The sequence below is a fragment of the Pelomonas sp. Root405 genome, from assembly GCF_001425165.1.
In the GTDB taxonomy this organism is placed as follows: Bacteria; Pseudomonadota; Gammaproteobacteria; order Burkholderiales; family Burkholderiaceae_C; genus Pelomonas.
Genome location: NZ_LMDU01000012.1, coordinates 1 through 21711 on the forward strand (window position 1 = coordinate 1; position 21711 = coordinate 21711).

Annotated in this window: 15 protein-coding genes; 8 read left to right on the forward strand and 7 right to left on the reverse strand. The window is 63.4% G+C overall.

Annotated features, from left to right (window positions below; genetic code table 11):
• Nucleotides 1-489: 489 nt before the first annotated feature.
• Nucleotides 490-618 carry a hypothetical protein gene (locus tag ASC81_RS28090; RefSeq protein WP_255354421.1) on the reverse strand — a complete coding sequence of 43 codons (129 nt, stop codon included), beginning with the start codon at nt 616-618 and terminating at the stop codon, nt 490-492.
• Nucleotides 619-824: 206 nt separating this feature from the next.
• Here ASC81_RS28090 and ASC81_RS28290 point away from each other — a divergent pair, with 206 nt between their 5' ends.
• The 3 genes from ASC81_RS28290 to ASC81_RS28095 all read left to right on the forward strand — a co-directional run bounded on the left by ASC81_RS28290 (nt 825) and on the right by ASC81_RS28095 (nt 3264).
• Complete coding sequence (locus tag ASC81_RS28290; RefSeq protein ID WP_369820854.1) at nt 825-1307, forward strand: helix-turn-helix transcriptional regulator; 483 nt, start codon at nt 825-827, stop codon at nt 1305-1307.
• Nucleotides 1304-2596 (forward strand): type II toxin-antitoxin system HipA family toxin, encoded by a 1293-nt coding sequence (locus tag ASC81_RS12855; protein WP_056267615.1) that lies wholly within the window; start codon nt 1304-1306, stop codon nt 2594-2596. Before ASC81_RS28290 ends, ASC81_RS12855 begins: the two co-directional genes overlap by 4 nt.
• 542 nt (nt 2597-3138) lie before the next feature.
• Nucleotides 3139-3264, forward strand: a complete 126-nt coding sequence (locus ASC81_RS28095; RefSeq protein ID WP_255354422.1) for a hypothetical protein — start codon at nt 3139-3141, stop codon at nt 3262-3264.
• Here ASC81_RS28095 and ASC81_RS12860 read toward each other — a convergent pair.
• The 4 genes from ASC81_RS12860 to ASC81_RS27025 all read right to left on the reverse strand — a co-directional run bounded on the left by ASC81_RS12860 (nt 3257) and on the right by ASC81_RS27025 (nt 11938).
• On the reverse strand, nt 3257-6604 hold the full coding sequence (locus ASC81_RS12860) for an adenylate/guanylate cyclase domain-containing protein (protein ID WP_056267618.1): 3348 nt from the start codon (nt 6602-6604) through the stop codon (nt 3257-3259). The genes ASC81_RS28095 and ASC81_RS12860 overlap by 8 nt on opposite strands.
• A 311-nt stretch (nt 6605-6915) precedes the next feature.
• The gene (locus ASC81_RS12865) at nt 6916-8757 is read right to left on the reverse strand and encodes a bifunctional acetyl-CoA hydrolase/transferase family protein/GNAT family N-acetyltransferase (protein WP_056267621.1); all 1842 of its coding nucleotides are present in this window, start codon (nt 8755-8757) and stop codon (nt 6916-6918) included.
• Between the two features lie 95 nt (nt 8758-8852).
• Entirely contained in the window at nt 8853-10682 is a 1830-nt protein-coding gene (locus ASC81_RS12870; RefSeq protein ID WP_162245896.1) for a patatin-like phospholipase family protein, read from the reverse strand.
• 650 nt (nt 10683-11332) lie between these two features.
• Nucleotides 11333-11938 (reverse strand): hypothetical protein, encoded by a 606-nt coding sequence (locus tag ASC81_RS27025; RefSeq protein ID WP_156392073.1) that lies wholly within the window; start codon nt 11936-11938, stop codon nt 11333-11335.
• A 258-nt stretch (nt 11939-12196) separates the two neighbouring features.
• Between ASC81_RS27025 and ASC81_RS12875 the strand changes: the two genes are divergently transcribed.
• From ASC81_RS12875 to ASC81_RS12880, 4 genes are all read left to right on the forward strand, one after another.
• Complete coding sequence (locus tag ASC81_RS12875) at nt 12197-12418, forward strand: hypothetical protein (protein ID WP_056267623.1); 222 nt, start codon at nt 12197-12199, stop codon at nt 12416-12418.
• A gap of 495 nt (nt 12419-12913) precedes the next feature.
• A complete protein-coding gene (locus ASC81_RS27030; protein WP_156392075.1) occupies nt 12914-13210 on the forward strand; it encodes a hypothetical protein in 297 nt (98 codons plus the stop codon).
• Nucleotides 13211-13773: 563 nt separating this feature from the next.
• Nucleotides 13774-14088: a hypothetical protein gene (locus tag ASC81_RS27035; RefSeq protein ID WP_156392077.1), complete on the forward strand. Its 315-nt coding sequence runs from the start codon at nt 13774-13776 to the stop codon at nt 14086-14088.
• Between the two features lie 12 nt (nt 14089-14100).
• Complete coding sequence (locus ASC81_RS12880) at nt 14101-14364, forward strand: hypothetical protein (protein WP_156392079.1); 264 nt, start codon at nt 14101-14103, stop codon at nt 14362-14364.
• A gap of 1786 nt (nt 14365-16150) precedes the next feature.
• Here ASC81_RS12880 and ASC81_RS12890 read toward each other — a convergent pair.
• Together ASC81_RS12890 and ASC81_RS12895 are read right to left on the reverse strand one after the other, a co-directional pair.
• Nucleotides 16151-17596, reverse strand: coding sequence for a peptide MFS transporter (locus tag ASC81_RS12890; RefSeq protein ID WP_056267631.1), 1446 nt, complete (start codon nt 17594-17596; stop codon nt 16151-16153).
• Between the two features lie 133 nt (nt 17597-17729).
• Nucleotides 17730-20378 (reverse strand): winged helix-turn-helix domain-containing protein, encoded by a 2649-nt coding sequence (locus ASC81_RS12895; protein ID WP_082536490.1) that lies wholly within the window; start codon nt 20376-20378, stop codon nt 17730-17732.
• Nucleotides 20379-20621: 243 nt separating this feature from the next.
• Between ASC81_RS12895 and ASC81_RS12900 the strand changes: the two genes are divergently transcribed.
• Nucleotides 20622-21566 (forward strand): alpha/beta fold hydrolase, encoded by a 945-nt coding sequence (locus ASC81_RS12900; RefSeq protein WP_056267636.1) that lies wholly within the window; start codon nt 20622-20624, stop codon nt 21564-21566.
• The last annotated feature ends 145 nt before the right edge of the window (nt 21567-21711 follow it).

Sequence of the window (21711 nt, forward strand, 5' to 3'; positions counted from 1 at the left end):
CTCGAGCCTGCGGATGCGGTCACCCAGGGAGTTCAGGCAACATCAACAGCGCGTCACCCAGACCGGGAGCGCGCCAACCAGCGCATAGACCGTGTCCGGTTATGCAGGGGCAAGATCACCTGCACGCTGCCTGGCATGAACGAGTCGCGGGCGCCCATGACCGGCTGACGGCTTCAACGACCGGCGTCGAGGTGCTGCGATCGTCCAGGCTGGCTGCCCGCTGCTGTCGCCGTCAACTTACTCCGGATTGCCTGTTGCTCTAAGCGTTGGAGTGGCGGTGACGATTCGGTGCAGCCGCGGGCCTGGCCGTAGCGGGCGTCAGAAAAGTGCCCGAAGCTGACGTCGGCACAGGCCTACCAAGCATCCAGAAAGCTGCCGCTCAACGTTGAAGCTCAGCCGCAGACGGAGGCTTGTCGACGGACGTCGGCTCGCGCGACCGGTTAGCGGAGCCAGCTCCCGCCCAGAGCAGGGTCTATATTGCAAAAGCATCTAATCAAGAAGCCCCACACGCCATAACGTCCAAAGCCCATCTGGCCTTGACGCCGGGACGGTGCCCATCAGCACCAGCACCCCGGCGATGAGCACCGTCAGCCCGCCATTCGACTTCTTCTTGGCCATTTCCTCGCCCTCGACCAGCGAATCATTTCACCCAGCCACCTCACTGGCGCGCTGACGCATTGCCCGCCAGCGAGCGCCAGCAAAGAGGCGCCAAAGCAGTAAAGCCACATCAATGCAGCTTTCCGGGTGCAATGCCACTCGGAATTGGCTCAATAGTGGCGGAAATGCTAAGCTGGAGTAGCATCATAGGCACTATGCAACTCCAAATGAGCATTGGCGAATCACTTCAGCGAGCACGGCGGGCCCGGGCCCTCACTCAGGCCGAGCTGGCTGAGCAGGCGGGCCTCTCGCGCATGACCATCCAGCGCCTGGAGAGCGACCAGGTCGACGCCAAGCTCAGCACCGTGGTGGACGTGGCCCGATGCGTGGGTCTGGAAATGATGCTGGTGCCCGCCTCGCTGCGCGCGGAGATCGAGGACTTCATCCGGGCCGGCGGCAAGTTCTTCGGCCGGGAGCCGGGCATTGATGCCCCCAAGACGGCCGTTCAGGACCTGCGCGCCAAGGTGCTCGAACGATTGGGCGCCACCGGCGGGCTGACCAAAGAAGACTTGGAGAACGTCGCCTCCAAGCCCATCAGCTTCAAGGTGAACCGGGAGGTCTTGGACCGCATCCAGCGAGGCCAGAAAGCGGATGCTGATGAGCCTGAAAACCCACCTGCGACGCCCACCAAGAAAGGGCGCGGCGCATGAGCACCTCCGTTCGCTACCTGCGCCTCTACCTGCACCAGCCCCACGGCGGCCGGCGTGCCATAGGCTACCTGTCCGAGTACGGCGACATTCTGCGCGTGAGCTTCGACGAGGACTACATCGCTGACGACAACCGCCCGCGCCTGTCCTTGGCCTTGGAGCCAGGGGAGGGTGAGGACGCCCGGGCCGTGCTGCGTGCCCAGCGGGATCGGCGCGTGCTCAACCAGGGCTACCGCCTTCCGACCTACCTGAGCAACCTCTTGCCCGAAGGCGTGAACCGCCAGCGTCTGGCCGATCAACGCGGGTGCGCCACCGACCAAGAGTTCGAGCTGCTCGCGGCGGCGGGCCACGACCTGCTCGGAGCCCTCGAGGTCGAGCCGGCCAACGACGGCGTGCCCAACGATGTGCGCCACTGGCACACGACGATGGGTTTTGATGTACTGGAGCCCGGCTTTGTGGACACGCCGGTCATCGACGGCGCGTCGCTCCCCGGCGTGGTGACCAAGTTTTCCGCGATCCAGGAGGGGCGCCGCTACACAGTCAAGCGCCACGACCAAGCTGGCAGCTTCATCATCAAGCTGCCGACTTCTACGCACCCCGATTTGGTCGCCAACGAGATCACCGGCTACCGGCTCTGCGAGGCCCAGGGCCTTGACTGCGCGCAAGCATTGGTGGTTCCGAGTGCGGACGTGGATCTGCCCGAGGCGATTCCCTTCCCCGAGGTTCTGGTCGTGAGCCGTTTCGACCGCGGCCCGGTGGGGCAGCGGATCCACGCCGAGGAGTTCGCTCAGGCCATGGGTCTGGAGCCGCGGCACAAGTACGGCACCGACCTCATCGTGGACTTCGCGACGGCGCTGAGCCTGCTGCAGACCTACAGCACCCGCCCTGCGGATATTGCAGAGTTCGTGAACCGCTTCGTGGCCTTCATCGGCATGGGCAATGTCGACGCTCACTTCAAGAATTGGGCGTTGATCTACCCGGACGGTCGCAATCCGCGACTGGCTCCTCTCTACGACCCCGTATGCGTGGCGGCCTTCTTTCCCGGCACCGACGACAACACCTACGCCCACAACAAGGCGATCGACAAGCGACTGCGCTCCTTCACCTGGGCGGATTTGCAGCAGCTGCTTCAAGTCGCAGGCATCCAGTCCCACGCCCGTGTGCTGAACCAGGCCAAGAAGTTCGTGATCAAGGCCAAGAAGACCTGGCCCCAGGTGCTGCAGACCGCCCCAGAGCCGGTGCGATTGGCGGTGATGGAGCGCATGGCCGGAGGTGTGGCCTTGTTCGATTGAGGCCAGTCGTGGTGAATGAGCTTTCCTGCGGCCACGGAAGGCGACGCCGTAGCCTCTTCAAGTTTGAGGCTCACAGGTGTCTAAGGGCAGCAGATCCTGGCGACTCGACTTCGTTCGCTTGAGAGTGACAGTGCCCAGCCGCATCGACGAGCTGTTGCCCCACCGTTGGTCCCCGAGCTGAGTCTCTTCGCCGCTGGACGCCGATTCCCATCCCCGGTGTCAGGGGAAAGGCCAACCAGCCTCGCTTGTTGCACGTCAAGGAGTTCACCGCTCGCTTACACGGCAGCGCATCGGTGACGAATTCAACAGCCGATCGACTTCCTCGGGCTTCAGGCCTCGGGGCAGGGACGCCATGCTCCAGTGCGCCGGCGACGCGATGACGGCCAGCAGCGGCTGCACCGCGTCGCCGCAGGTGGCCAACGGCTCCTTTGGGCGCACATTCCGGACCGTCGTCAAACCGACGGCTGCTACGTGCCCTGGACCCGTACTTCGACCGAGGTCGGCTTCGGGCGGACCCGCGGGAACCACGCCAGGGAGCGCAGATGAAGACCAACGAAATCAAGATGTTGCAGGGCAACATTGTCAAGCTGCCGTCCCAGCGGCCGACGTTGGGGCCATGGACGAAGCGCGAAAGCCCGATGGAGCAGCACTGCGTGCGCGTCAGCTGACTATCCCGGGGCCGTTGCGATCAGCCCGGATCGCGCCGCCCCCCTGGGCCGCAGCCCAGTGCTCGCAGACGCCTCGGGCGACCATGGTGCTTTGCATGAAGCTGTCGCGTGGCACGTATTCGGAGAAAAGGTCGGCCCGGGCAGTCAAGGCGCTGTATGAGCACGCCAGCAGGTCATCGGCGCGAGGGTCGCCCAGCGGCGCCAGCGCGCGGTAGAGGTGGTACGGCGGCTCGAACGCACCGTCCCAGCCACCATGTACCTCCACCTCGGCCAGCAGCGAATCCGCTGCAGCAAGCGCCTCCTCGTTTCGGCCCAGGCCTTGCAGGTAGCGAACGGCTGCGCTGGCGTTAAGCCACGCCGTGCCCAGGTCGTTGTGGGCCCTGAAGCCAGCGCCAGCCGCCTCAGCGTGATCCAGCGCTTGCGACAAGCGGCCCAGCACGTGCGAGGCCAGTTGCGCGCTCTGGTGCCCATAGGCCTGGACTCTTGTGTCGCCACTGATGCGCCCCAGGCGCAACCCCTCCAGCGCGGCGTCGTAACCGCTCTCGGCCTCACCAAGTTCACAAAGCACCTCTGCCAGGTTCGTGCAGGCAATGGCCTCCAAACTGCGCGAACCGATCTCGCGGCACTCGTGCGCGACCTGCTGCAAGAGGTCGCGCGCGTTTGCGTTGCGCCCTAGGTTCATTTCGACCTGAGCCAGATTGATCCGCACGTTGGCGACGCCTCTGCGGCTGCGCGCTGCTTGATAGGCGTCGAGCGCCTGCTGGTAGTGGGCCAGTGCCGGGCCCATGCGGTTGACCTGGACGCTGACGACGCCCATGTTGTTGTGAATGGCCCCCTCGCAGTTGTCGTCGCCGGCGGCCCGGGCGTGCTCCAGGCCCTTGAGGGCGTGGACAAGGGCTTCGTCGTGCCGCCCCAGCCGGGTCAGGCACAAATAGGTCACATTGCGCACGCGTCCAGCTTCGCGCGGTGCGCGCTCCTCTGCGCGCCTCAGGCGAGGCTCGGCCAGTGCGACCGCTTCTTCGAAACGCGCTTCCATGAACAGGCGCCAGGCCCCGTCCTTGGCCAGCGTCAGGCGCAGCACGTCGTCGTCAGTGCGGTCGGCCAACGTCTCAAGAATTTCAAGCTCCTGCCCATGCCCGACCGAGTCGCCTGCGCGAATGAAGACGTCACATCGCACGAGATGCAGGCGCACCTGGCGCTGCAGATTGCTGCCGTCGTCCAGCGCCAGGGCGCGGTCGGCGTGGGCCATGGCTGCGGTGTCAGCCTGCCGGCTCGACGCATCCTCGGCCGCACGCAACCAGTAGGCAATGGCTTGCTCCGTGTCGCCGGCGCGCTCGAAGTGCTCGGCGATCTGGCTGGCCAACTCGTTCTCGCGACCCGGGCTGCGGCCCTGCAGCCAACGCGCGGCATGACCATGCGCTATGCGCTTGTCGGCCTTGAGCACGGTGCCGTAGGTCACTTGGTGAAGCAGGTGGTGGCGAAAGCTGTATTCGCGTGCGCCCTCGAACGCGCTCTGCGCCTGCGGGAGCGCCAGTTCACGCCGGCTGAGCCCGGAAAGTTGCTCGGGCGCCTGCGGGTCGATGGCTGCCAGGGCTTCGTCCCAGAACTGCGCGCCGACGACGCTGGCCTGCTGCAGGCTGCGGCGTTGCTCGGCGTCCAGCGCGTCCAACGTGGCCTGCAGCACGCCCACCAACGTGGCCGGCACCTTCACGCCGTGCAGCCCATCGGCCCGCACTTGCCAATGCTCACCCGCGGTCTCGATGACGCCGGTGTCCACCAGCATCTGCAACAGCGCTTCCATGTAGAAGGGGTTGCCGGCGGCCTGCTCAGCCAGCAGGGCCTGCAGAGTCGGCACCGGCGTGGCGAAGCGCGTCAGCAGGGCGGTGGCCAGCACATCGCTGCTTTGGGTCGTCAGCGGCGACAGTTGGATCAGTTCGTGTCCCGGCCAGTTCCCGCCCCACTGCGGCCGGCGCTGCAGCAGTTCAGGGCGGGCGGCACACAGCAGCAGCAGCGACAACTCCGGCACCGTGGCCACGAGGTGGTCGAGCGCATTGAGGGATTCGTCGTCGGCCCATTGCAAGTCGTCCAGCACCAGAACCAGGGGCTGTACGGCGGCCTGCGACTGCAGGTAGCGCACCCAGGCATTCAAGCCGCGGCTCTGCAACTGTTTGCCGTCGCTCAGGATGCCGGCGATGAAGGGGCTCGCGCTGTAGTCCAGGCCAATGAGTTGACCCAGCAGGGCGGTTTGCTCATCGGCCGCCGCACCGAAGGACGGCAGCAGGGCGGCGGCAAAGGTCTGCTGCGCCTCGGCCTGCGAGGCGCTGTCTCGCACGCCGAGTTGCCAGAACAGCAGGTCGCGCAGCAGGCCGTAGGGCTGGTGCAGCGCCTGGGGGTGGCTGCTGGCACGCCAGAGGGCCCCAGCTTGCTCCGGCAGCGTGGCCTGAATCTCGGCCAGCAGGCGGCTTTTACCAAGGCCCGCATCGCCGATCACGGTGGCCGCGCCCAGCGCGCCGCCGGGCGCAAGCACAGCAGTGGCCACCTGATGAAACCGGGCCAGTTCGTCGCCACGGCCGACCATGGCGGTGGTCACGCCGTCGGCGCCATGGCGCAAGCCGCGCAGCCTCCGCTCACGAACGCCCTGCACCAGGAAGGTCCGCATCGGCTCCGGCAGGCCCTTGACCTGCAGGGCCGGCTGCTCCAGCACGTCGAAGCGGCCTTGCACCAGCCGGTAGGTGTCGATGCTGATGCGCAGGCTGCCTGGCAGTGCCGCCTGCTCCATGCGCGCTGCGACGTTGACGGCCAAGCCGCTGAGGCTGTTGGCCTGCTCCACGCCACCACCCCGCACCACCGCCCCCGTGTGGACGCCGACACGGGCATCGAAGCCGGTCAGTCCATGCGCCTTCCGCACGGCTTGGCCGCGCGAAGCCGCTTCCTGCAGCAAGGCCAGACCGCAGCACACCGCGCGTTCGGCATCGTCCTCGCGCGTGACGTCGGCGCCGAAGGCTGCCTTCAGGCTGTCACCGGCGTAGCGCAGCACCTCGCCACCATGCCGGGTGACGAGAGTGGTGAAGGCCGCGAGCGCGCCGTCCACCACCGACTGAACATCTTCCGGGTCCAGGTGCCGGATCAGCTCCGTCGAGCCGACCAGGTCGAGGAAGAGCACGCTCACCTGGCGCAGCCGGCGCACGGGCTCGGCAGGTGCGGCCTGGGACGTCAGCTGATGGAGTTGCTCCAGCAATGGCGCCAACGCTGAATCGACCAGCGTGGCACCCAACGTCGCCCGCTGGGACTGAAGCATCGCGATGGTGCCCTGCAGCACCTCGATTTCGTTGGTCTTCATCTGCGCTGCTCCCTGGCGTGGTCCCCGTGGGTCCAACGCGTGGGGGCGGATTCTAGGCATCGCGTTCGCCGCACGCCCGCGACGCTGGCCCTCGCTACCGTCCCCTTGCGACCGTGCGTCCATGGCGGTGATGAAGATGGGGAGCGACGGTGCAACGAGTGGACGAAATCCTGGCCGAACTAGCGAAGCTTGGCGAGACGCGCACATGGAACCTGGCACTTCGGTCCTCAACGACGGCAAGGTGGTGACCCCAGGAGGTGTTCGGCATGAATGCCGCCACGACGTCAGCAACGCAACAGGTCGACGCGGCGTTATCGGAACATCGTTGTCACGCGCACCACGCTGCCCTCAGCGGCCAGACTGACGTCGCCAGCGCCGGCGCGCGCCAGGCGGATCATCTTTTCGTTGGTGTCGAGGATCTCGGCCACGAAGCCCTGCACGTTTCTGCCGCGTGCATGCTCCAGCAGGCGCTGTTGCAGCGCTGCACCGAGACCCTTGCCCTGCCAGTCCGGATGCACCATGAAGGCGGTCTCGGCGATGTTGGTCGCGGCGTCGACGAAGTAGCAGGCGTGGCCGACGACCTGCGGATCTTCACGGGGCCCGAACACCGCCACGAAGGCCACCTCGGTTTCCAGATTGAGGTTGCACAGGCGCTGGGCGTCGCGGTGTGGCAGGCCCCTGACCTTGCGAAAGAAGCGTGTGTAGACGTCGCGGTCAGACAGATGGTGGAAGAGCTCGCGCACGTAGACATCGTCCGTACCCATGGCTGGGCGCAGCAGCAGCGCGCGCTCATCACTGAGCACCACACGCCGCTCATCGCCAACGGGATAGGCCTGCAGATGCTTGAGCTGCTGCTCGGCCGGCAGCCAGCCCTTGGACTGGGCCTGGGCAAGCAGCGCGGCACGGAACTTCGGGTGCGCCAGGTCGATGAGTGCAGCTGCGCGCTCGCGGATGGACTTGCCGAACAGGTAGGCGATGCCGTACTCGGTGATGACGTAGTGAACGTCGCTGCGAGCAATGCCGGCGGCCTCGCCGTCGGCCAGGGCAAGCTTGATCTGCGAGTTCTGCCCGTCGGCAGTGGTCGAGGCCAGACAGATGATGGCCTTGCCGCCCACCGAGCGTGAAGCGCCCTGCAGGAACTCGGCCTGCGACATCAGCCCGCCATAGAACTCACCCGCGAGTTGGTCCACGCAAACCTGACCCGTCAGGTCGACCGAGAAAGCCTGCGTCAACGACACCAGTTTGTGCTGAGCCGCCAGCACGGCGGGGTCGCACACCGCATCGAGCGTCTGGAAGCAGAAGAGCGGGTTGCGATCAATCAGCGCATGCAATCGCTGCGAGCCCCGAGCAAAGCTGGCCACGATCTTGCCGCGGTGATGGCTCTTCATGCGCCCGGTGAGCACGCCCTTTTCCAGCAGCGGCACGATGGCGTCGGTGATGACGTCGGAGTGCACGCCCAGATCCTTGCGGTCGCTCAGCAGTGCCAGCGCCGCCGTGCTGAAGCGGCCGAGGCCAATCTGCAGCGTAGAACCGTCGTCGATGATGCTGCTGATGTAGCCGGCGATCGCCTGCACAACCTCGCTCTGCGCTTCGGGTTGGAAGTGCTCAATGAGCTGCGCCGGCACGGGCACCCAATGGTCAATCTCGTCAATGTGCAGCGCGCTGTCTCCCATCGAACGCGGCATGGCCGGGTTGATCTCGGCGAGGACCAGCCGCGCCTTCGCGACCGCAGCGGGAATCACGTCGACCGACACGCCCAGGCTGACATACCCGAATTCGTCGGGCGGCGAGACCTGGATCATTGCCACGTCCACCCGCATGCGGCCATTGGCAATGAGCTGAGGCAGGCGTGCGGCCGACAGCGGCACGTACTCGCACTGGCCCTGACGGACCGCGGCCCGCACGTCGTTGCCGACGAAGAAGCAACGGTGCCGGTAGTGGCTGGTGCACTCGCCTGTGGCGTTATGCGGCATCGCCCCGTCAGCGAGCAAGTGCACCAGTTCCACATCACCCTGGGGCAACGCCAGCGCCTCAAGCGCCGCCACGAGCCGCCGCGGCGTGGCACAGCCCGTGCCGATGAAGACATGCTCGCCATGGCGAACCAGGGCGGCGGCCTCTTCGGCGCTCAGGCGCTTGGCGGCGTACTTGTTCATCCACAGCGGTTCTGCCTCAACGGGCTGCGACGGTCCCGCCGCCAGCGATCGCAAACCCGCGGCGGCCCTGCCCAGCCACTTTGATGGACCAGTACTCATCGTGCGCCCAGTCGGTTCAGCAACTCGGGTGGGGCCTGCGCCAGCACTTCCTGTGCATGGTCGTAGCCCTGCTGCGCAATGCTTTCGAATCGGTGCCAGGCCAGCATGCCAACCCGCGACATGGCCGGGTTGAAGTACAGGTCGACGCCGGCTCGTGACTCTTCACGCCGTGACTGGCTGTACAGGTTGGTCACGTTCATCAGGTAGGCCGTCAGGCTGGGCAGCCGGTAGCGCCTGCGTGAGCGCGGCCGCAGCTTGTCCAGCGCCAACTGCCACCAACCCGGCATCTGCCCGAACTCGATGCTGCGCACCTTGCTGCTGCCCAGGTCCACGCCAATGACCACGCCGACACCGCGCTGCGCACGGATCACGTCCACCGGAAAGTTGTTCAAGGTGCCGCCGTCGCAAAGCAGGTCGCCGTCACGCACCACCGGCGCCAGCGCCCCGGGGATGGCGATGCTCGCGAGCAGTGCTTCGAGCAGCGGGCCTGTGCGCAAGCGCTCTTCGCGGGCGCGGGTGTAGTTGGTGGCGATGCAGAAGTAGGACTTCCACAGCTCCTCGATGTCGGCATGGGCGCCCAGCAGCTCCTGCATCGCATCCTTCAGAACGCGCTGCAGGCGCCGGCCCCGGATCAGCGAGATGACGGGTAGCGGATTAATGTCGCTGGTGGGATTGAGTGCGAACGCCCGGCGCGCCAAGTCGGTGACCCTCGCCACCGGCTGGTCGGCAGCCACCAGCGCCGCCATCACCGCACCCATACTAGTGCCGCCGACGCAATCAATCTTGATGCCACGTTCTTCCAAGGCCTTGAGCACGCCCAGGTGGGCAAAGCCGCGCGCGCCGCCGCCACTGAACACCAGGCCGACGGCCGTGCGGCTTTGCAAGCGAGCCAGGCGCTCGAAGTCCTGCTCCCCTTGCAGACGCACATGCACATGGTCGGCGATAGGGCGGCGCTGGAGCCAGCGGCCCACCTGCGCGACCGGCGCGCGTCGCGGGCCGTGAAGCAGCACCAGCACCTCGGCAACGCCGGTGTGTGGTGGTCGGTTCAGCAGAAAGTGCTGCTCGGTGGCGTGCAACTCGGGCGCGTGCGCCGCATTCGCCACCAGCAGCAGTTCGTCACAGTGGCGGGTGCAGCGCTGTGTCCAGGCGCTGGGCCGGTCGTCACCCACCAGCAGCACGAAATCGGCGCTGGCTTCGATCTCGTCCAGCACCAGGGATACCGCGCGGGTCAGATCGGGGCCCTCATGGTCCAGGCTCGCACCATGGGGCTGCAGGGCCGCTTGCATGGCGCGGGCGTCTACCGTTCTCACCCGGCCGCGGCTCGCCAATGGCGCGGCCAGCCGCTCGCAGAAGGCCGCCATGTCGACCTCGTCGCTGATGGGCAGCAGCCCCAGTGTCACCGGCCGTTCGAGAAGCGGGGATACCGGCTTGCCGAACAGGCGACGTATGAGTTGCTGCGTCACTGTTGCGAAGACCAAGGGGTTGCGCGCGTTCAGCTCCTCGAAGGATTGTTTGCTGAGGCGCACCAGCACGCTCTCTCGGATGGCCACCACGTCGGCCGCTCGCGGCTCGCCAGTGAGCAAACTCATCTCACCGAAAATCTGCCCGCGCGCGAACTCGCGAACCACGCGCTGCACACCCTGCTCGTCACGCCGATAGGCGCGCAGCCGGCCGCTGACGGACAGGTACAGGGCGTCGCCCGGCGCGCCCTGCCGGATCAGCGTTTCGCCACCCGCGACATCGACCCACTCCAGGCGCTCGCGCAGCAGTTGCAAAGTGCTGTGGTCAACCTCGGCAAAACAAGCAGTGAGCAGACGCTGGAGCAAGGGCTCCTGGTGCGCGTGACGTTCCGTCGAGGCCTGCATGGAATCCTTCGAGAATTTCAGACGGCACGGCGGCACGGTGATGTCCGAAAGCACGCATTGTGCGTGCGTGTTCGGGCTGTGCGCTGAGCGGGCCGCCTTAAACATCTGGCCATGAATGTCGCGGTAGCGCACCTTGCTTGATGTCATGCAGCTGGCGGCTGGACGGAATGTCCAGCGTCGGCTTTCGGCAGCAATTCCCGCGAGTGTTGAAGTGGGTCGATACCGCCAGATCGAGGCACTTCAGCGCTGCCCATGACGAGCGTAAGGCGTGGGATTTGAGTTGCCTCAGCGACGAGTTCCGCAGAGGGGCAGGTCTTGGATGTGCAGCGGTCGCTCAGCCCGCAATCAGTCCAATGACCGCTGCTGGCGGTAGCGTTCTTCGAGCCACCGAAACTGGTTGTTGGCAGCCAGCCTGGACCTGTAGTTCGACCGGGGTAGGGCACCAAGTTGCAGACGGCCTGCCGGTCCGCGCCGCAGGGGCAGGTCGGTGCCCATAGCGGAAGGCCGAGATCGGCCGCGATAGACGGCGCCGCAGCGACCACTGCCGCTCAGCAACGCGGCCGCGAACAACGGCAACCTGCGTGTTGCTGTAGCTGCAGGCTTGGCGCGAGTTAGACCTTGCGCCGAACCCTCAAAGCAAAAATCAGCGCCAAGCCGGCGCCTAGTAGCGCATGGGTCGCAGCCTCAGGAACCGCACTGACTCTAAAGCCGAGGTCCATCTCATCGGATCGATTCCAACCGCCGTTGAATCCCTGCCATTCTTCCCCGAGCGGCATTGGGGCGCCCCATGGCATGCTTGCCGAGAACCAGTCAGGTGAGCCAATTGTGAAACCATACGTGCCTGCAGGGACGGTCCAGTTCAAGCCATCAATGCCCACCCATTCGTAGGGGAAGGATGTTGGCCAAGCAACGGATTTCTGCGCGCTAAAGAGCAGCGGACCTGTGGGCGAACCAGCGTGCAACGACACTGCCAGGTTGCCACCTCCATACACAACCATGAAGCCTTGGATCGCCGAGATAGTCGTCGATGAACTGATCGAAAACGTCCCGCCAGTACTCACGGTTCCATCAAAGACGGACCCAATGGGCGATGAGGTGGATCCAACGCCTGTATAAGCCGGTTGACCCGTGTCCACGACGTACACCGCATTTGCGGCGCCAGCGCAAGTGACCAGCACGGCCAGCGCCGCGCAGCGCTTAGTCGCAAACCCATTCATGGCTCTCTCCCTGCGTTTTTTTGACGGGCGGAGGATACGTGACTGCCAAAGCACGTTTGGAGCGCAGTACCCCCTGACTCGGGTGCTACTCGGCGGCAGTGATACCCAAATGGAGGACGCTTGACTAAGTTCACCAGATGGCTTGTTCTGTCCTCCCTTTCGCTAGCCTTGTCAGTTGCCTCGGTTTTTGTCGAGCGCACCGGTCCCGAATCAGCGCAGTACGGAGATCTATGCGGAGCGAGATTCAACGATCCATGCATGAAGCCAGTGCTGAAAGGCGGTTTCCCGGTCGCATTCCTATCCGCTCAACCGGGCGTATCTATAGAGCGTCAGCCCTCCTTTGGAGAAGACATCTTCCACAACGGCGCCTTCGCTAGCAACACCGCCTTGCACTTCCTGGCCATCGGGCTCTTCGGCTACTTTATTGGAAGGCGCCTGCAGAGATCCAGTGATGGGAACCTTGGTGCCACCGGCGCCTAACCTTTCCATCCAGAGGACGTCGCAAGGGCTGCGCCTTCGCACCGCCTCTCATGTCAAACGGTTAGCCATCAGGGGGCAGGTCTTGCTAAATTACCCATTGCCGGAATCCCAGCGCACCAGTAACGACGAGCCATAGGCGAATTGCACAGCCGAGATGTGCCAGAGGCAACGCGCCGTCAAGTGCACGGTAATAGAAATCCAACCCTCTCACCATTACTCAAGAGGGGACGCAGCCCCTCGAGATTGGCCCTGTCGTCATACCCTAAACAGAGGAAATGGCGGAGATGATTTCTTTAAGCTGGGTGAAATTGACAGTGGGTGGGATTTTGTTCAATGGGGCGAGGCTGAGGGCATGGTTGGCGACCTTGCGAAGCGTTTTCCATTCGACGAGCCGTGGAATGACCTGACGAATTTCATTGACTGCGTTTCCGATGCGTCGGAAGACGAGCAGCGCGAATATGAGAACCCAACTATATTCCGCCGACCAAGCGATGCTTGAACGTCGCACTTTCTATTTGTCTAGTCGTCTACGGAGCCTTTGGTCTAGCCACAGGGGGCATTACATTACCAGGGAAACGCACTTTGGGCACGTCGTTCACTGATGTTGGGGCCTTTCTACTCTACGCGGCAATGCTCGCCGCGGCGGCAAACCTGGTATGTGCAGTTGTTGATCATTACGATGTCCGCAACAATCAACAACGCTACAGGAAGTTCTCTCGAACTGTTTATATTCTGGGCTTCGTATTGCTCGAAGTATCCGTTGTAGTGCTCTTCGCGGTTTGGACCAAATGACAGCAAATATCCTCGGTTTCGATTCGGGCTTTCCATCCAAGCTGGTGCCGCCGCTGTTTGCCCCTCATGTCAAACGTTGAGCGGCAGCTTTCTGGAAGCCCGGTAGGTCTGTGCCGGCGTCTGCTTCGGGCACGTTCCTGACTACGGCGGACGGCTCTGTGCCGAAGCCGAAACGCACTGAGCTACAGCAACAGGCTGAATCGATGCCCAGACGGCGTCAAATAGCTTCGCGGAAATGGAGATCACCGATCCGAATTCCTTTAATGAATCCTCGTGCTCGTCCCAGCGCCCCTCCGGAAGTACTCCGCGATTGTCTGCAGCGTAGTCTCGCCATTAGCGAAGCGCTTCGCCCGTAGAACTGATCTCGACGTATCGATTCCAGTACCCTTCATCATCGATCAATAGCACACGTATTCGTCGGTGCCAGGGGTATTGCCACCAAACCAGTAGAGCCAATAGAGCATATCGAAGAAGAGGGAGCTCGCTGATGCAGTAGCGGTGACTAGTCCAGTGGCCGCTCGCGCTGCCGTGCCGTCCTCCGTCGTCAAGCTCGGACTTCGGCTATGGGCACCAAGCTGCCGATGGCCTGCCGTTTCGCGTCTGGTGAGGCAGGGCAGTTCCCAAAGCCGAAGCCCGCGACCGACGACAGGGCACAGCACGACAGCGGTGGCTGCGCGGGAATTTCCACCGTTGCGCCGGGTCCTACTGGCTGGCACAGTGCCGTCAATGAGTGCCGCTTTCCATATCAATTTAATGGCATTGAACACCGGCAGGTCCCGAAAATTCTTGTTGCCGCACAAGGGGTTATGGTGGATGACATCGGCTTGGTTAAGCGGCAGCCGCCGGAGTTCTGCGGCAGGACGTGCTGGATAAACTAGAAGTTAGAAATCATGCGGCAAGTCAAGCATCCCGCACTCATAACAGCGCTTCGAACGAACGCAGACCTGGTTCGTCAAGTCGCCGTCAAGCACGGCTTGTCGTACCAGGAAGAGGCGGTGCTCGAAAGTGCGGATCTGGTGACGTTCAACTTCGGCCCGTTGGATGACGCGACTACCCGCAAGTTGATTTTTGACATCCCTAGGGAGGCGTACTACTACAAGGCGGTGATTGGTAGTGGCAGGCCTTCTCCGCAGGAGCAAGACAATGCTTTCTAACCCATTGCTGCAGCGGACGGCTTCGCCGCCCGCTGAGCGCAGACGTTAAGCGGCGTCCTGAACGACATGATCTCTATTGAGACCACTCGCTACTCAACTGTGGTGGCGGCTTTCGCGGAACGCTACCCCCTGGCGATTGCCTTGCTCGATAAGCGCGCCCAGGCGCGCCCTATCTCTCAGTGGTGTACCAATGCCAAACTGCTTGGGGCTATCAACTTCTCATTGCGTGATGGCAAGGCAGAGCTACTAGGCTTTCACGACGGGCCACGCAACATGTGGGCATCTGCCGATGCGCTCGCTTTGGTCGAGGAGCTCGCAGCCAAGCATGTTCTTCGGTTCGAAGNGCGCCACAGCGCCAGGCGGCAGAACAAGCGCAGCAGGGGCCCGTGATGGCAAGGCAGAGCTACTAGGCTTTCACGACGGGCCACGCAACATGTGGGCATCTGCCGATGCGCTCGCTTTGGTCGAGGAGCTCGCAGCCAAGCATGTTCTTCGGTTCGAAGTTCTTTCGGTGCGGCTCCCGCCCCTGCTGGCCCGCCTTTTTGGGCGACGGAATGCCGCTTAACCTGTCATTGCATCCAACCCTGACCGGCTGCGCCGTCCGGTTGGCTGAACTCCGACGTTGAGCGGCAGCTTTCGGGAAGCTTGGTCGAGCCGCAGTCGAAGCACCNTTTTGGGCGACGGAATGCCGCTTAACCTGTCATTGCATCCAACCCTGACCGGCTGCGCCGTCCGGTTGGCTGAACTCCGACGTTGAGCGGCAGCTTTCGGGAAGCTTGGTAGGCCTGTGCCGGTGTCCGCTTTGGGCACCAAGCTGCCGACGGCCTGCCGGTTCGCGTCTCGTGAGGCAGGTCAGTGCCCGCACCCGAACTCCGAGCTCGACGACGGAGGACGGCACGGCAGCGATAGCGGTCGTTGGGCGGATATCTCAACGTGAGTTGGAAGGCACATACTCCGGGCGTTACAAAACCTCCACTTACTGACCTATGGATCGCCCCTCGACCATGTCACTTTGGAATGTAAGCCTTGCAGCACTCGCATGCGTTGCGGCGCAGGACTGCGTCGCCAACTCCTGCTCCGAAGAGACGCTTTCCTCAGTCTTACTGTCGCCAGTGGTACCTGTAAGCCTGTTCTCGAATCCGAATGGAAATGCACTGACGCCAGAGGAGACGGCGGAGGTTCGAGAATCCGTCACCAAGATCCGATCAACATTGGGAACTGTCGCATCTTTGGTCAGCGTTCGAAGTCCCTACGTCCCAAGTGCCCTGGAAATCACGATCGGTGCTAACGCTAAAGCAACGGGGTACGCGTTCAGCCCCAAGTCCTATGCAGTACAGACGACTAAAGCAGGTCAAGTGCTAGTCTCATTCGGCACTGCCCCGCCCACGGATGTATGCAAAATCTTCTGGTTTCGAGTTTCCATCCCGCCTGATAGCGTCAAGCGAGAAAGCTCTATCGGTCAGCAAGCACTCTGACCGGCTCGCACGAGGCTGCCGCGGTCGCCGGCTGTGCAGCAGTTGCTGACGGCCGTGGCCGGGGCCCGTGCAACAGCAAGGTGCCCAAAGCCGAGATTGGACGGCTGGCAGCAGGAGGAGGCTGGTTGCGGCGGTTCACTGCAGTTTTATCGGGCGACCGCTTCCTGCATACCGGACCACAGCCGAGGACGATATGGCGCCTCTAAGTGAATGACGGCGCATCTGCGCACCGGCCTGCGGACCGAGTCAACAAAAGTGGGCTTGCACGTTGACGTCGCCGTTCGCCCTGTCCCCTTAGTTCCAGAGCATCTTTAAACTGGAGTGCGCTCGCCGGATATACCCCTCTTGTCCAGCGAAACATGAACTGGCGGAGGCGCCGGCTTGAAGATTTTGCTGAACATCAGATTGATAACGAGCAGGACGCCACCCGCCGTCGCCACAAGTATTGCGTGTAGCCCCCAGAAACTCGTCCCCGACATTTCGCTCAAGAAACCGGCAAGCCAGCCGACAAGAATATTTCCAACAAATATGTGGAGGAAATAGATGCCAATCATGAAACCTTGAAGCCTTCGTGGCGAAGCGTGCGCGTAGAGTGCCAGCCCGACTGGCACCAGTGTTGCAAAGGCCATCGCATTCACGAGACTGTATGCCACCGTCCACAAGATGCTAACCTTATCTCCGCCGTGTTCGATCAAAAACGCCGGAATCATCAGAAGCGCTGGCGCGCTGGCGGCAACGAGGCATGCGCAAGAGATCTTCAGCAGATCATTTATTGGTTTGTACTTGGTGTCCCACCATCGCCAGAACCATATCGCCGCAACCATGCTTGCCAGGCGACAGACGCCGTCGACGGCCTGCAGCCATGTCAAAGGAACGGCGAACCCCGCCACCACCATGTCCATGTTCCCTCGGGACCACAGTGGAAACGCGTTGCCGAACTGCCCATAGCCGACGATGGAAACGGTAAGCACTGGCATCATGAGGAAGAGAATCGCCAGCCTTGATTTTTCGGCCTGCGTTAGACGGGGTCCTGCTGTTCTTCCGCGACCTCTTTCCAGTCGATCGCGCGGCAGATACTTGAGCCCTTGGATATAAACGGCCAAGCCGATAAGCATGCCAAATCCAGCTGCGCCGAAACCCCAGTGCCACGCCACCTTTTCGCCCAGGGTCCCACAGACCAAGGGGGCGATGATGGCTGCCGCCTGAACTGAAAGAATGAAGATCTGGAAGGCCGTGGCCCGCCTAGGATCTCCCTCCTTGAAGAGATCGCTAACCTGCACAGCGATGTTTCCCTTGAAGGCGGCGACTCCTAGAACCAGCAGTGTCAACGCCGGCAGCAATGACGATTCAAATGCCATGAGAAAGTGCCCCATGGCCATGGCAATAGCACCAATAACAACACTGCGCGTGCGACCTATCCAACGGTCGGCAAGCAACCCGCCAAATATCGGCAAAAGGTAAACCAAACCGGCATATAAGCCAAAAACAATTGAGGCCAGCTGTTCGGGTGACCGCGGACCGGTAACGCTCTCGATTCCAGACCGAAGTTCTTGAAAACCCCAAACGTGCGCCGAGTTTTCGGGCAAAAATAGATAGTCGCTGAGGTAAAGAATGAGCAGCGTCTGCATGCCGTAGAACGAAAATCGCTCCCAAAGCTCGCAAAATGAAAGCCAGCCCAAACCTGCCGGGTGGCCGAAGAAAGTGTTGTCTTCAGGCGAATCGGGCTTTATCTGGACGATTTCAATCGCTCGGGTCATGGAGAACTGCTGGTGGAAAAATAATGCGCGCCGGCCGAAATGATAGCGCTACCCCAAGACAGATGAGTCAGTATGCGTAGGCCATCAGAAATATTAGCCCGGCCATCAACTCCGGCGCGCCACGTGATCAGTGCTAGCGCTGCGCTGCGCCGACGGCGTTGGACGTGAGATAATCCGAGTTCGCAGCGTCGCCGTTCGTTGCCGCAAAGGCGGCTACCACCCGAACCGCTAACTCGAACATGGTTTCGTCCGTCCAACGCTGACCCAGGGCATAGGCTTCTGAGTATTCGTCGCCTTCAAGCAGTTGGCTGACGGATTGGTGCGATGCATCTCGAAAATGGCTTTCGACCGTGCCGCGCGCGCCGCCGGTGACCTCGTAGACGGAATCGGTAAAGCCGTGCATGCCCGCAGCGGAGTCCGGCATCTGCGCGACACAGGCCATGAAGGCGAGGACGTCTCCCCAGCCGTAAAGAAGCCCGTTCGCCTTCGACGACCGCATGCACTCCAGCGCGATAGCCGCCGCCGGTCCGTGGTTGTGGAGGAGAAGGTGTGCCTGCACGAGGTTGATCGGCAGCCAGTGCAGCGCATGCTGATACAGACCGCCACGCAACTCCGCGTACAGCGGCGCTCCAAGGCCGATGGCTTCGTCGATCCTGCCGCTTGAGATGTAGATACCCATCAGTCGTGCGGCCAGGCTCATCCGGCCGTGCAGGTCCCCGGGCGGGCAATTGGAAATGCAGCGTTCCACCCAGCGCACGTCCTGCTCCCGACCCAGCCGGTTGGCGCCCAACAGGATGCAGGCTGCACTGAGGATTCGAAGCCGTGCTGGAAGGCGGGACAGATCCATGCCCTGAATCTCATCGAGGACGGCCGCCAAGGTCACGTCGTCACCTTGCACAACATCGATGGCGTTGGCCTTCAGCGCCAGCATTTCGACAAGCGCTAACGGCTCACCGGCCGAGCGGACGAGCGGCTCGGCGATGTTGATCCAGCGCGTCGCGCGCGCCGAGTCGCTGTAGGTCCAGTGCACGATGGCTTCCCGCGCCCAGCCACTGCGCACGGCAAACTCGGGCAGTTGATCGGCCATCCTCTCGGTCTTCGCAAAACACTGTCCGGCTTCGCTGATGCCACCTGTTCGACGCAAGACGAAGGCCATGCCGGCGACAAGGCTCAACGCAACTTTGGCATCGTGCTCAAGCGCCCATTGCAGCGCCGTACGCGCGTTGTTGACCTCCGCCTGCAAGCGACTCAGCGCCGCATCCATGAAGAGTTCGCCCACCATGGCCGACTGGCGTGTCGTCGCAAAGAGTCGTTCGACGCCGTGCGCATGACGCGTGCGAAGGTCCGACATCTCGCCGCGTTGATTCAACTGCTCGACGGCGAATGCGCGCGCGCTTTCCAGCAGGCGATAGCGCGGCGAATGGTCGTCGTCGGCAACGACCAGCGACCGATCGATCAGCTCCGATACGGCCTCCATCAACCGCCACGAGTCCTCCCCTTCGAGGTTGATGACCGGGTCCAGTAACGCCATGGAGCAACTGCCCGCGAACACGCCGAAGCGCCGGAACACCTGTTGCTCGTACGGGCCGAGCAACGAGACGCTCCAAGCCAGCGCGGTCCTCAAGGTTCGATGGCGCTGTGGCGCGTCTCGGCGTCCGGACGTCAGCGCGAGGCGTCGCTCCTCAAGCGCGGCGGCAACGCCCTGGACGCCGAGCAGCGGCACTGCGGCGGCCGCGTACTCGATCGCCAAGGGCACACCGTCGACGCGGCTGCAGATGTCACCGATGAGGTCAAGTGTCCGCTGGTCTATCGGCAGCGGTCGCCCGGCACGCTGGCAATGGCGCAGGAACAGCGCTTGTGCTGGCCACCGCTGCGCTTCGTCGCACTCGGTTCCGAGCGCCGCAATATCCAGCGGAGGCACCGCAATGACCGTCTCCCTATCCAGCTTCAGCCGGACTTGGCTGGTGACCAGCAGGCTCACGTGCGGACAGCCCTCCAGAAGCGCGTGGGCTATGGCCGCGACCGCGTCCACGAGATGTTCGGCGTTATCGAGGATCAACAAGCCACGGACGCTTCGCATTGCCGCGACCAGCGCGTTGGCACTGCATTGCTCCAGCAGCGGCACGCCGCATGCATGAGCGATCGTGAGGGGAAGCAGGTCGCTGTCGTTGGACGCAGTCAGGTCTACCCAATGAATCGATCGGTCAGGGGCAGCCGCGACAGCCTGTTCCATGGTGCGCAGCTCGCGGGCGAGGCTTGTCTTGCCGCTCCCGGAGTGACCGGTAAGCGTCACCAACCGGGTGATCCCCAATGTGGTGCGAAGCTGGTCCAGCAAAGCGTCTCTGCCGATCAGATGCTTGAAGGCCGGCAGCGTGGCGGAAGCGCCAACGGATGGCGCCGCCGGCGCAGGCACTTGGCCTGAAGGTGCCGTCAGATCTGTGTGGACGGGGGCGGTGAACTGGTAACCACGGCCAGGGATAGTGGCGATGAGATCGGGGCCCAGCTCCTTGCGAATGCCGCTCATCCCGACGCGCAGGTTGGCCTCTTCCACGACCGTGGTCGGCCACACCAGGGTCATGAGTTCGCGCTTGGAGACCACCCTGCCCTGGCGCTGAACCAGCGCTGCGAGGAGATCGAATGCGCGCGCTCCGAGCGTGACCTCCTGCCCCTTCCTCAGCAGCTGCCGCGCTTCCAGGCGCAACTCATAGTCGTCGAACCGAAGGCGGCCTGGCACCGGCGTGCTGGCGGAAATCTCACCCGCGATCAATAGAGGTTCTTGCACGGACGGGTCGGGCTTCTAAGTGCGATGAGGAGGGCTAGGCGCAAGTATCTGTGAACCGTCGCCGACCACGTCCGCGCAGACGCGGCCAGCAGGTCATCCAACGCAGCCTCCCGACGCCGTGCAAGCTCATTAATAACGCCTTGCATCGCTTTACTGGCGTTAAAGCCGTGCCGCTTCGAGACTTCATCCGGGCCGCACAAAAGGCGGCTTCTAAGTCAAACCCTCAAGCCTCAGGAATACACCATGCACAGCATTTCTCGCCTTGTTCTCACCTCCGCGATCGCCGTGGGCAGCGTGGGCGTCCAGTTGCAGTCGGCATCGGCCGCAACGCCCTCACGGCCGCCACAAGCCGCGGCCTCCCAGTACGTCGCCGCTGCGGATGGAACGCCGCTGTATGTGAAGGACTGGGGCCCCCGCAACGGTGCGGTGGTTGTCTTCAGCCACGGCTGGCCGCTGAACGCAGACAGCTGGGAATCGCAGATGCAGTTCCTGGCCGAGAAGGGCATGCGCGTCATCGCGCATGACCGCCGCGGCCATGGACGTTCCGGCCAACCCTGGGCAGGCAACAACATCGACCAATACGCCGACGACCTCGACACCGTGCTGCGCAGCCTGGACGTCAAGCGCGTGACGCTGGTGGGCTTTTCGACCGGGGGCGGCGAGGTCGCGCGCTACATCGGGCGCCACGGCACTGCCCGCGTCGCCAAGACCGTGCTGGTCGGCGCCATCACGCCCATCATGGGTCAGACGCCGACGAATCCGAACGGTGTGCCGACCGCCGTCTTCGACAGCCTGCGCAAAGCCTCCCTGGAAAACCGCGCCCAGCTCTACAAGGACATCGCTGGCGGTCCTTTCTTCGGTTTCAACCGGCCCGGTGCCAAGGCCTCCGCCGGGCTGGCCGACAGCTTCTACGTGCAGGGCATGCAGGCCAGCAGCAAGGCGACTTACGACTGCATCGATGCCTTCTTCTACTCCGACTTCCGGGATGACCTGAAGAAGTTCGATGTGCCCACGCTGGTCATCCATGGTGCCGACGACCAGATCGTGCCCATTGAAACCACCGGCCGGGCAACGGCCCGGCTCGTCAAGGGCGCGCGCCTCATCGAGTACGCCGACGGCCCTCACGGCATCACCGACACGCACAAGGACCGCCTCAACCAGGACCTGCTGGCCTTCGTCCGCGGCTGATCCACCTTTAAAGCCAGGCAGGGCGCTCACCAGCTCCCCGCCGGCCCCTACGCCAACGCAATCCGTGGCGATGTCGACATCAGCTTGTCGGGCATCGCCGCGCCCTGAGTCCCCTGTCCCCGGCCCCCCGCCACCCATCCCTGAA